This is a genomic window from Bacillus sp. FSL M7-0558 (assembly GCF_038003245.1).
Classification (GTDB): domain Bacteria; phylum Bacillota; class Bacilli; order Bacillales; family Bacillaceae; genus Bacillus; species Bacillus pumilus.
The window spans coordinates 353,318-365,641 of the sequence record NZ_JBBOOU010000001.1 but is presented as its reverse complement, the minus strand read 5'-3'; the positions used below and the strand labels follow the sequence as shown (position 1 = coordinate 365,641).

The window sequence follows — 12,324 nt, the reverse complement described above, 5'->3', positions numbered from 1 at the left end:
CACCCCGAATAAAACGGAGGGACTCCCATTTTGATTCGGTAACCTGGCGACCTTAGTAAAAAAGCAACATTTACCTTAGGACATGGCTTTGCGTCTCTACGTTTCCATAGATTTGCCTTTTTCTTCTTTTCTTTTTAAATATTTTCTATATTACGTCCACTTTATATGAAATTATTGTTTTTTTCACCGAAAAATGGGTGTAAAGATTCATGCGTTATGCCGAATGAATCACATAATAATTTACGATATTTACCGAAAATAACTAATAATAGTTGCGTTCAACCGAAAATAATCGGCTAAATACCGCAAAAATTTCATGTTTTCCCTTAAATTTTGCAAATATGACCGAAAATGTAGGATAGAGGTCTCCTTCCACCCTCCACAATTTCTTAAATCTTAAGAACTATATTCCCTAAAAAATTGAAAATATTTACCGTAAAAACAACACAAAAAGAGCTGCCATTTCAAATGACAGCTCCCTTGTTTCTTCATTATATTTACATCACCTTAGACAGGCCAATTGTTTTTTCAATAATGAGCAACGCAATGATAGAAATGATAATAAATATGACAGATATCGCATTGACACTCGGATCAAAGGTTTGCTCAATGTAATTAAACGTCCTGACGGGAATCGTAATCGTTTGGGGAGAGGAAACGAACAAACTGATCGATATTTCCCCAAATGACGTCACGGCAGAAAATACCCCACCTGCAATAATTCCTGGCTTTATCAAAGGCAGCGTCACTCGAAAGAATGTGCGAATGGGTCCTGCGCCAAGATTCATTGAAGCTAGCTCAAGCCGCGGATCCAAATTCGAGACACTGACACCTACTGTTCGAACCACATAGGGAAAGCCAATGATGACATGACCTATGACAAGCGCCCACAAAGATCCCGTAAACCCCATAGCCGTAAACAAATAGAGCATGGCAATCCCTAACACTACTTGAGGAATCATAAGAGGTGACAAAATGAAGGCTTGAATCGCCTCTTTTCCCTTAAAGGAAAGCCTTGCTAAAGCATACGAAGCCATCGTGCCTAAAAGAACCGTGAGAGGCGTTACGATGAATAGCAAAATCAAACTGATACGCAGAGACTCCATCCATTCTGGATTCGACACGACCTCTTGAAACCAACGAACAGAGAACGAAGTCGGCGGAAATTCAGGAAAGGCATTTGGACTAAAAGCAGATAGGACAATGACAAGAACAGGTATGGTCAAAAAGAGATAAACCAATGACCCAGCAGTCCAAATCAGGATGGAAAGCAAGCGATCACCTAATGATTTTTTACGCATGCATCCTCGCCTCCCAGCGCTTCAATAGATAGCTTAATAAACTGACCACCACAAGCACACAAACCAATAACGTAAAGGACATCGCTGCAGCAAGAGGCAAGTTATACACCTGCATGACCTGCTGATAAATAGACAGCGGTAGCAGCGGCTGCATTCTTCCGCCGACTAAGAGCGGAGTGATATAGCTCCCAGCCGCCAGCGAAAAGACAATAATAGCCCCAGTCACCATCCCTGGAATGGTCAATGGAAAGGTCACATGAAAGAAGGTTCGAATTCGTCCAGCTCCTAGACTCATAGAAGCCGATCGTAAATGACGATCCATATCAGTTAAGCTCGTCGCAATAGGCAGCACTGCAAAAGGCAGCATGACCTGGACATAAGCAATAATCACCGCATTCATATTCCACAGCATAGAGAGCGGCTTCTCAATCACATGTAAATCTAATAACATGCCATTGATCAGACCATTTTGTGAAAGAAGGACAATCCATGCAAATGTCCGAATCACAACGCTTGTCAAAAGCGGCGAGACAAGTAAGATATAGAAAAATGCCCGCAGACGCGGATGAGGTGCCTTGACGAGCACGTATGCTGCAGGGTATGCCATCAATAAACAAATCACCGTTGTCTGTAAGGCTACCCACACTGTACTTCCAATCGCCTTCACATACGCATCTGTCGTGAACACATGAATATATTGAGAAAAGCTATACGTTTGTAATGTGTTCATCATTGAATCCACATCACGAAAACTGAGCACGAACATCATCACAAGCGGCGCTAGAAGAAATACAACAAGAAACAAACACGCCGGCAGCAGCATGAACCAATAAAATCGCTGATTCTTTTTCTTGATACGCATCACGTATGCACCTTCGAATCTAGGAAAACGATATCTTCAGGCTGCCAATTGATATGAATAGCTTCTCCAGCTTTCGGCAGCTCTGGAAATGCTGCATCAGAAGCATGAACAATCATTTCACCGCTATCGAGCCCCACCACCAAACGTAATGAGTGACCAATATAACTGACATCAGTCAGCACACCTGATACATGGTTGGACTGAATGTCTTCCCGCTCAGAAGATATGTTGATTCTTTCCGGACGGAGCATGAGTAAATGCTTCTCCTTCTTCTCTTGGTGTGCCGCTGCCTTTAATTGAACTTCCTGCCCGTTTGACTGGATTAAATGAGGAACGATAAAAGCAGCTTTCGCTTCATCATAGACCGCCTCAAATAGGTTCACTTGTCCGATAAATTCAGCAACAAATCGATTGTTCGGCTGGCGGTACACCTCTAAAGGCGTCCCAATCTGCTGGATTTTCCCCTCTCCTAAAATCCCAACCCGATCAGAAAGACTTAATGCTTCCTCTTGATCATGGGTCACGAGAATGGTGGTAATTCCGACATTCCTTTGAATATTTCGAAGCTCTGTCTGCATATTTTTTCTTAGTTTTGCATCTAGGTTGCTGAGCGGTTCATCAAGAAGAAGAACAGATGGCTGAATCGCAAGCGCCCTTGCAATCGCTACCCGCTGCTGCTGTCCACCACTTAATTGATGCGGCATACGTTTCGCAAACGCTTCTAATTGCACAAGAGACAAACTCTCCATTACCTTCTCTTTAATTTCTGCCTTCTTTTTCTTTTGAACCTTTAACCCATACGCCACATTATCAAATACAGTCAGATGCGGAAAGAGTGCATAGCTTTGAAAAACCATACCCGTTTTTCTTTGATAAGGCGGTAAATTCGTCACATTCTGATCACCAACATAGACGACACCTTTTGTTGGCTCTAAAAAACCGCCAATGATGTTTAATAACGTTGATTTCCCGCAGCCACTAGGACCAAGAAGGGAGAAAAACTCTCCCTCATTCACCGTAAGACTGACATCGTTAAGAGCAATCTGCTCGCCGAAATGCTGGCTAATATGTTCTAAATGGATTCCACTCATACGATCACCTATTTTCCTCCGCCTAATACTTCGTTCCATCGATTTGTCCAATTGCCCAGCTCCGAAGTTGCTGTTTCGTAATCTACCCAAGTCAGCTTGCTATAATAATTCTCTCCAACCTTGACCTTCCCCTTAATCTTGTCACCGTATTTCACATCAGAATTCGACATACCATAATAAGATACTGCCGAGAAAGCCTCTTGAGCTTCTTTTCCACTTAAATAGTTTAATAGTTTGTAAGCCGCTTCTTCATGCTGACTTCCCTTCGTTAAAGCCCAGCTCGCAACTGCTGCAACAGCGCCTTCTTTCGGGTATGAGAAACCAATATTCATTCCTTCTTCTTCAAGTGCAAATGCTCGTCCATCCCAATATGGAACTGCTGCGACGTCACCACGTTCTAACAAGGTTTGAATAGACCCTGGATTGTCTGGAAAAGCAGCTACATGCCCTTTTAATTGCGAAAGGCTTTTAAAGGCTTTATCAATATCCTTAGGATTTGATTCTGTCCCCCCTTGAGCATGGACAAGCGCAGAGAAAAATTGCAGCCCGGCTGAATAAGTCGGGGATGAAATCGCTACCTTCCCTTTTAGCTGACTGCTCCATAGGTCTGTCCAGCTGTTTGGTTCCTGCTTTACGAGGTCTTTTCGATAAGCAATTCCAAGCTGACCCATACTAAAGCCTGCTGCATATTGTTTTCCATCAACAGTGAGCTTCTTTTGAACAGAACGGTAAAGTTTTTTGACATTCGGTGCTTGATCTTCATCGATAGGCGCAAGAACGTTTGCTGCAATGCCTCTTTGAATCGTATCAGGCTGTAAAATAAGCAGGTCATACGGTGGATTTTTACCATTTGACGCTTTTAATTTTGTAAACCATTCAGAATCCGCACCAGAGACGGTTTGGACTTTAATTCCCGTATCTTTTTCAAACTTTTCGAGGATCGGTTTGATATTCTTTTCCCAATCGCCTCCGTATACGCCAACGATTACAGTCTGCTGCTGTTTACCTTGATCCTGTCCATTCCCACCACAAGCTGTCAGCAGTAGAATCATTGATAGAGCACCTGCAAAAATAGTGATTAATCTTCTTTTCATGATTCATTTCCCCCTTTTTGTCCATCCATATGACGAAGTGCTTGAATAATATCTTTCTTTGTTAACGGCTCATTTCTATGACTGAAATATTGATGAACTGCATGTTTATAATGTGTACGTTCATTGGCTGGGTAGGAACGCAGCCGCACAGCAAGCTCGCTGCTGGCTTCATCCGTCCATACTTTCTCATAAGCTTCTCTGTGTTCTCCAACATCCCACATGGTATTAGCAGGATGATTACCCTTTTCACGAAGCTGATTCGTTTGCTCCTCATCAATCTTCCATTCATTTTGGTCTACATACACTTTAACGCCATATTGCTGCAGCGCTCTTTCTTCACTTAATAAACCTGCTTCCACTTCATGAAGGACTTTTTCTTTCTCTCTTGCAAATGGATTTCCCCAGCCGCCTCCACTTGGTGATATCAATTGCACAATTTCGCCTTTTTCAAGACGTAGAACATCTATTTTCGGCTGGTCTTGTTTTTCACCTTTTGTTGTGACTAGTTTGACCTCACCGATAGCTCCCGCGCGGCCGCCCATTAGCCCCCAAGGCTGAAACTTCATCCGTTCCATCCCTCGTGCGGTCACCATGGATTCAGGCTTGATCATTTCGAATTCCAAACCAATCGCATGTCCGCCTCTGTTTTCTCCTGCTCCGCCTGTGTTTGGCAAAAGCTCATATCGGTGAACATGAATATCAATATGCTGTTCTAAGCTCTCAATGGGTGTATTTTTCAAAAAGCCAGACGAATGATCAATACCATCTACTCCATCCGTTCCATTTTGAGCACCGCCGCCTCCGCCTAATGGTTCGACAACAGACATTTTCCTGCCACCTGTTTGATTATCAGGAACGGAGAGAACAACAATTGCAGATTGACCTGCACCTGCTGCCGGCACCGCTTCAGGTAACAGCTTACCAATGGCGCCTAGTACGACATTGTACAGCCTCATCGTAATTGAATGCCGAATACCAACAGAAGCCGGGTATTCTGGATGCACTAACGTCCCTTTAGGTGAAATCACTTCAATCGGATATGTGATTCCGCCATTAATCGGTATAAAGGGATCTTTACTAATAATGTAATTAATCAATCCTTGATATAGGAAGGAATGCTTCTGACCATTGGTGACAAGGTTAAAAGCTGTTTTCACTTGCGGGTCACACTCAGAAAAATCAAGTGTCAGCCGCTTTCCTTTCACCGTTAACTTGATTTTCAACCGGATCGGCACATCCGAGATCATATCATCATCTAAATAATCAGCGAATTCACTCGTTCCGTCCGGAATGGCTTCAATGACCTTTCCTGCACGAACCTCAGATTGTTTCAGGAGGTCCATCATTCCTTGTTTCACTTCATTTATTCCAAATTTCCCGATCATTTCTTTTAACCGAATTTCTGCTGTATTTACTGCAGCAATCATTGCATTGATATCCCCATCATTTAAATGACTGGCTCGGCTGTTGGCTCTTAAAAAAGTACGAACGACCTGATTCTCTTTTCCGCCTTCATAAATTTTCACTGGCGGTATTCTTAATCCTTCTTGATGAACATCTGTCGCTGTCGGTGAAATACTTGAGGGCACAAGTCCGCCCACATCACTTACATGAACAAAAGACCAAGCATAGCTGACAATTTCACCATCTACGAAAATCGGCTTAATGATATGGACATCTGGCAGGTGAGTTGCTAAACCATCTGTCGTATAAGGGTCATTTGTGATGATAATATCTCCTGGCTGCATCGGTCCGCTCTCTTCAATCGCCTTTTTAAGACTCAGCCCTAAAAAGATCGTGACACCCACTGTCTTCGGATAAACAAAGAAATCTCCAGAAGGCGTGGCTAACGCTGTCGCAAAGTCAGCTGATTCTTTGACGAAAGTCGTAAAAGACGTCCGCTCAATGACATGTCCCATGCCAGATGCAATTGCATTAAAATAACTACGCATCATCTCAAGCTTTGCTGGATCAGTTCTCATGTAAAGCCGCCTCCCTTGAAATCACCAAGTTCCCTGATTGATCAATGCTGCCTGCCCAATTTGGCAGAATCAATATTGTCGTATCATCCTGCTCAATGATGGCAGGTCCATTAATGACAGAGCCTACTGACAAAGTATCTCTGTAATAAATAGCTGCTTCATATTCTTTTTCTTCCATAAAGATTCGCCTAAATTCATGTGGCTTCAAAGATTGTCCGCTGCTTTCATGAACAGTTGTGAAAGGCAGCGGCGGCGTCTCGCCTATGACTCGAACTCGTAAATGAGTAAACTCGATGTTCGCCTGATCATCTCTATGACCATATTGACGCTGATGTAGTTTGTGAAAGGCTTCAATGAGTTGATGGATATCTTGTTCTTGCTTCAGCCATTCAGCTGATAATGGTAATTCAATCTCAAAGGCTTGTCCTTGATAACGTGCATCTGCCAATAATAGTATGGATGTCTGTTTAATATGCTGAATGTTCTGCTGACTGAACCAATCAGTCGCTTTTCGAGAAAGCATCTCATAATCTTTTTTTAGTTGATCTATCGAGTAGTCTTGTAAACATATTTTCTTCGACAGTACCGCATCATGAATAAAGTCAGCGTTCAGGGCACCTAATGCACATAATGTTCCTGGACTTGGAGGAACGACCACGTTTTTCGCATGAATTTCTCGCGCAAGGAAATTCGCTACAACCGGTCCTGCTCCGCCAAACGCTAGTAAACTAAAATCTCTTGGGTCAAACCCTTGCTGCTCCATGACATTGCTTAATTCTGTGTACATATTGGCGACAGCTACTTGAATCAGCTGGTCAGCCGCTTCTTCTACCGTTTTGTTGAGCTGGTCAGCAATTGGCTGAAAGGCCTTTTCCGCCGCGGACAGCTGTAGTTGTAAATGTCCTCCGGCAAAACGCTCTTGATTGAGATAACCACATATGAGGAACGCGTCAGTTAAGGCGGCTTTCATTCCCTTTCCATACGAAGCTGGTCCCGGCTGTGAGCCAACTGATTCTGGTCCTGCTTTGAGAAGCCCGCCCTGATCAATCCATGCAACAGAACCCCCGCCTGCCCCTATTGAATACATCGCAACAGATGGAAGAATGATCGGAAAACCTGAAAGCTGATTTGACTGAGCCATTGTAGGCTGTCCATTTTGAATAATGGAGATATCTGCACTCGTCCCCCCCACATCAAACGTGATCAGATTGGATTCGTTTGCAGCGGCTGCAATTCTTGCCGCACCAATGACACCAGCTGCCGGACCAGAAAAAAGTGTTTTAACAGGTGAAGTTGCTGCACTTTCTGCATCCATTAAACCACCATTTGATTGTGTAATGTATGGAGAAATTGGTACACCTTCTTCTTTCAAACGGCTTTTCAATGTTTGTAAATACTGTTTCACCTTTGGTTGGATATACAAATTGACAACAGACATCACAGTACGCTCGTATTCTCTCATTTGGGGCCATAATTCAGATGAAGTAAGGACTTCTAATTGCGGATAATGGTGTTTGATATAGGCTTTTGCCTGTAATTCATGAACTGGATTTTGATAGCTATGTAAAAAGGAAATGACAATACCTGCTAGCCCTTTAGACATGACCTGCTGGACAGCCTGATCTAATTGCTGCAGATGGAGAGGTTTTTTGATCGTACCATCGTGTATCAACCTTTCAGAGATTGGATATACATGCTTTCGTGGTATCAATGGTTCTGGCAAACGAGAATTGAAGTCATAAGGAATGGGTAATCGTAAACGCTGTAGTGACAATATGTCTTGAAAGCCTTCCGTCACAAAAAGGGCCAAATCTGCTCCTTTTCTCTGCAATAATGTATTAAGACCTATTGTCATGCCATGTACGAGATATTGGATTTTAGCTAAATCAACACCTCTGTCTTTTAGAAGTTTTAGCCCATTGATAATTCCCTGAGCTGGGTCGTCAGTCACTGTGGGTGTTTTGAGTTCAGTTAGCGCCCCTGTTGCTTCATTCATCAGCGATAAGTCAGTAAATGTTCCGCCTATGTCTATGCCAAGCCGATAAGAGACATCCGCCATTTGTACTTCCCTCCTACAATGTAAATAGAACGATATTTTGATAAATTACGACATTTTTTGATATTTGACTCCATATTATTAAAGCATATCGGTCTAGTCAATTTTATTTTTTTAAAATTTCTGTGTGTTAAATTCTTGAAATTAGCCCAAAAAGCAGTGATAAAGCCATTTTGATAAAGCATAATCTTTTTATGAACTGAAAAATTAAAATTTTTATGAATTTTTACAAATGTGAAAAGCAAGAAAACGGATAAAAACCGTTTTTCGAACTTTAAAAGGCGTTTTTTCAAAACCAGGAGAAATTGGTAAGTAATTCTGCTATACTTCTGTTTACAAAATACGCAAACAAGAAAGAGAGCTAGCATCTATGAAACTTCTTAAAATCATTCTCTTGCTTTTACTGATCGTCGTTGGTGTAGCAACAGGCTATATTCAGCTGGAGCAAAGTAAACAAGAGACGACGAATTCATCTTATGACAAGACCATTCACTTCCCATCAGAACGTTACCCTGAAACCGCGAAGCACATAGAAGAGGCAATTGATGAAGGGCATTCATCCGTATGCACGATTGACCGTAAACATAGCGATGAACAAAGAGAACAATCACTTCATGGCATCCCAACAAAGCGCGGGTATGATCGGGACGAATGGCCGATGGCGATGTGTAAGGAAGGAGGAACAGGAGCTTCAGTCAAATATATTAGTCCTTCAGATAATAGAGGAGCCGGCTCATGGGTCGGTCATCAATTATCGGATGATCCTGACGGCACAAGAATACAATTTATCATCGATTAACGCCATTTCCCATTTCTATCTAAAAAAATTTCCTCGCAACTGCATTCAGGTATTTCAAACATTTTTTTCATGCCGATAATCCTTAAGGAGGTTTATCCTACCTTATACCTAAAGGAGTCAAAAAGCATGAAGAAAAAGGAAAAACTGAGGCTTGGTGCCAAAATTTTGCTGATCTTTTTAAGTGTCATCATCATCTTTTCAGCAATTGTTGGTTATGTGGTGAATCGCGAAATGACAGAAAACATCAAGCACATGGCCACTGAAAAAGCAAAAGGTGATTTAAAGCTAGGCTATGCCTACCTAGATGAAAAAGTAGCAGGCTCGTGGCAGATAAAAGATGGAAAGCTTTACAAAGGGAATACCCAAATCAATGATCATGATACATTGGTCGACCATTTAGCAGAATACACTGATGATACCGTCACAATTTTCCAAGGAAATACCCGTGTCGCAACAAATGTCATGTTAAACGGAAAACGAGCTGTCGGTACACAAGTTTCACCAGAAGTGAAGGCCACTGTATTAGATAAAGGTGAAAACTATTACGGCACAGCAAATGTTGCAGGGAAAGACTATCAAACGGCTTATATGCCGATCAAAAATGATGCAGGCGAAACGATCGGTATTTTTTATACTGGCGCCAACCAAAGCATGATTTCACAAATGCTTCAGTCATTCTACATTCAATTTTTCATAGTTCTGTTGTTAAGCCTAATCGTTGCTGTGATCATTATTTCTATTTTCACAAAGCGGATTCAAACCCGTCTCAAGCGTATGGCTTCTGCCATTAAAAGTGCAGGTGAAGGAAATTTAACCATCAATGTGACAGATACAGCAGGCGACGAACTGTCTGATCTGGCTGATCATTTCAATAAAATGCGGGAAAAACTAAATCACACCATTCTTAATGTGATGAACACGTCTGAATTAGTGGCAACTTCATCTGAACAGCTGTCAGCTAGTGCAGAAGAAACAAGTGCAGCATCCGAAAAAATCACCCATAGTATTCAAGAAGTTGCTCAATCATCAGAAGAACAGTCAGCTCAAATGACAACAAGTGAGCACACGATGATTCAAGTATCTAACGAGTTGGCAAACATCACGGAAAATGCGGGACAAATGGCTTCAAGAAGTCAATTTGCACAAGAAATCGCCCTAAAAGGTGTACAGAATATTGGGGAAGTAAACTCACAAATGACATCTATTGCAAAATCAATAGAGGAAAATGGGACAGCCATTCAAGCATTAGAAACACGTTCGGCTGAAATCGATCATATTTCCCATGTTATTACAGACATCGCTAACCAGACCAACCTGCTTGCTCTTAACGCAGCAATTGAAGCAGCACGAGCAGGCGAGCATGGGAAAGGATTTGCAGTTGTCGCAGACGAAGTAAGAAAGCTCGCTGAAGAATCTCAATCATCATCAAATATGATTTCCCATCTCATTTCTGAAATCCAAAAAGAGATGACTCATTCAACTAATGCGATTAAACGAGTAAGAGAGGAAGCGGCTCAAGGGACTGTACTTATTTCTCATACAGAAGAATCATTTATTGATATTCAGCAGTCAATGAGAGAAATGGCAGATGGTATCAAGCATTTATCTAGTGCATCACAAAAAATCGTAGCTTATACAAACGATGCGAAACGATCCTTTGCCACTATTACAGAAGGGGTTAAACTAACAAGTGAACATTCACAGCAAGTAGCTGGTTTAACAGAAGAACAATTTGCCGCAATGGAAGAAGTAACTGCTTCATCAGAAGCTCTTGCCCATTTAGCAGGAGATTTAAAAGCAATGGTTTCACAATTTCACATCTAGATTCCTCATATAGAAGCGCAAGACGGCGACAATCGTCTTGCTGCCTAACATTCTCTTCAAGAATCACTCTTTCAACCATTCACATTCCAACGAAAATCTATGTATAAAGGAGTTTTTTAAATGAATAACTTAAACCAAGCCTATTCCCTATCTATCTCCTATCACCAAATCACCGTATACACCGGAAGCAAAACACCACCTGTGATTGACTGGTCAGATGATGACATTCTTCAAGGTTTCGCCATAGGAGATCACGGTGTATCCTTTGAAGGGGTCAACAACGGAAATGCATCTGTTACCGTAACTTTAAATAGCAATATGCCCCCAGCTTCGGCTGATAGAACGGTCACAGTGCCTTTTACGCATGCAAACGATCAAGTTTATATCACAAGCGTCATGGCTCAGGTGCTGTCTTTCCCTATTCCAAAGGGAGACTATCAGCTCACCTGCTATACTTCTCAGCAGGCTGATCAAGACCTTTATCATATGAATTTCCAAACGGTGTAGGTCACGACTGATCGTACAAATCAAGCCAATTTTCCGCAAAGTCTACTGATTCTCTCACCGGTAATAAATATGAACTGGCAAGCCCGATTTGACCGTGATGATGAGTGCCTCCTGATAGAAGAAAGTCACGGCCGATCTGCTCAAATAGTTCTTCTCTTGTGATAATATCTTGGTATTCTTTCCATACCCTCCATCCATTTTCTAAGATGGGAGCTCCTCTTGTCATGAGGTCTTGCTGAGGGATGCGATATTCAGCCAGATGGAAAGCTGTCAGACTTTCAAAAGACGTACCAATCAGCAGCACCTGAGCCTGAACATCATACATGCGGGCTAGAGGCGAATGTTCTCCTAATCCAAAAGAAAGTGCGTGGTGTTTCAGAAGCTCATGTTTCTTTTTCCCCCAGGCCGTGAATGAAAAATGAGGATGATTGCTTCTCGCCACGCCCGGGTATTTCCAAAACGTTTCCGCTACCTTTCCCATTGCTGTTGGCATCGAGTAAGCTGGATCAAATGCAGGCATCGTGTCTTTGATTGATTTCCACCATGAAAAAGGAACAGGCGGATCGATCCAATCAGCGGGCTCAGAAAGCTCTAACGTTTGTGCCGGCATGATTAGTGTCCCCTCTTCTGTTAAGGTTTCCATCAATGCTTGTATGAGGGCAACAGCGCCTCCGTTTACCCATCCAATAGATGATAAAGATGAGTGAACACATAAAATCATGCCTTTTTTCACACCAAGTTGAACCAAGTCTGCTTTGATTTTTTCCTTTGTCACCGGTCCAGCTTGATTTTCGATTAATTTTTTCAT

The 12,324-nt window shown here is 42.2% G+C and carries 10 protein-coding genes and 1 riboswitch; of the genes, 3 read left to right on the top strand and 7 right to left on the bottom strand.

The annotated features are described in order from the left end of the window. Positions 1-34: 34 nt before the first annotated feature. A riboswitch (cyclic di-GMP riboswitch) is annotated at positions 35-127 on the bottom strand. 370 nt (positions 128-497) lie between these two features. Genes MHB79_RS01940 through MHB79_RS01915 form a run of 6 tightly spaced genes read right to left on the bottom strand, consistent with a single transcriptional unit; the run spans position 498 to position 8,389 of the window. After that, on the bottom strand, positions 498-1,301 hold the full coding sequence (locus MHB79_RS01940; protein ID WP_253621867.1) for an ABC transporter permease: 804 nt from the start codon (positions 1,299-1,301) through the stop codon (positions 498-500). Then, complete coding sequence (locus MHB79_RS01935; protein ID WP_340988797.1) at positions 1,294-2,163, bottom strand: ABC transporter permease; 870 nt, start codon at positions 2,161-2,163, stop codon at positions 1,294-1,296. The genes MHB79_RS01940 and MHB79_RS01935 overlap by 8 nt, the downstream gene beginning before the upstream one ends. Next, positions 2,163-3,254 (bottom strand): ABC transporter ATP-binding protein, encoded by a 1,092-nt coding sequence (locus tag MHB79_RS01930; protein ID WP_137055262.1) that lies wholly within the window; start codon positions 3,252-3,254, stop codon positions 2,163-2,165. Before MHB79_RS01930 ends, MHB79_RS01935 begins: the two co-directional genes overlap by 1 nt. An 8-nt stretch (positions 3,255-3,262) precedes the next feature. After that, positions 3,263-4,348 carry an ABC transporter substrate-binding protein gene (locus MHB79_RS01925; RefSeq protein ID WP_050943226.1) on the bottom strand — a complete coding sequence of 362 codons (1,086 nt, stop codon included), beginning with the start codon at positions 4,346-4,348 and terminating at the stop codon, positions 3,263-3,265. After that, a complete protein-coding gene (locus MHB79_RS01920; protein WP_340988794.1) occupies positions 4,345-6,330 on the bottom strand; it encodes a hydantoinase B/oxoprolinase family protein in 1,986 nt (661 codons plus the stop codon). The genes MHB79_RS01925 and MHB79_RS01920 overlap by 4 nt, the downstream gene beginning before the upstream one ends. Then, complete coding sequence (locus MHB79_RS01915) at positions 6,320-8,389, bottom strand: hydantoinase/oxoprolinase family protein (protein WP_050943229.1); 2,070 nt, start codon at positions 8,387-8,389, stop codon at positions 6,320-6,322. The genes MHB79_RS01920 and MHB79_RS01915 overlap by 11 nt, the downstream gene beginning before the upstream one ends. A 367-nt stretch (positions 8,390-8,756) precedes the next feature. On the opposite strand from MHB79_RS01915, the gene MHB79_RS01910 reads away from it, so the two are divergent. From MHB79_RS01910 to MHB79_RS01900, 3 genes are all read left to right on the top strand, one after another. Continuing rightward, entirely contained in the window at positions 8,757-9,185 is a 429-nt protein-coding gene (locus tag MHB79_RS01910; protein WP_003214307.1) for a NucA/NucB deoxyribonuclease domain-containing protein, read from the top strand. A 126-nt stretch (positions 9,186-9,311) separates the two neighbouring features. Beyond that, positions 9,312-11,009, top strand: coding sequence for a methyl-accepting chemotaxis protein (locus MHB79_RS01905; protein WP_340988792.1), 1,698 nt, complete (start codon positions 9,312-9,314; stop codon positions 11,007-11,009). A 120-nt stretch (positions 11,010-11,129) separates the two neighbouring features. Then, positions 11,130-11,516, top strand: a complete 387-nt coding sequence (locus MHB79_RS01900) for a competence protein ComJ (protein WP_335365116.1) — start codon at positions 11,130-11,132, stop codon at positions 11,514-11,516. A 1-nt stretch (position 11,517) separates the two neighbouring features. Here MHB79_RS01900 and MHB79_RS01895 read toward each other — a convergent pair whose 3' ends face one another. Further along, complete coding sequence (locus MHB79_RS01895) at positions 11,518-12,324, bottom strand: aminoglycoside N(3)-acetyltransferase (RefSeq protein WP_340988789.1); 807 nt, start codon at positions 12,322-12,324, stop codon at positions 11,518-11,520.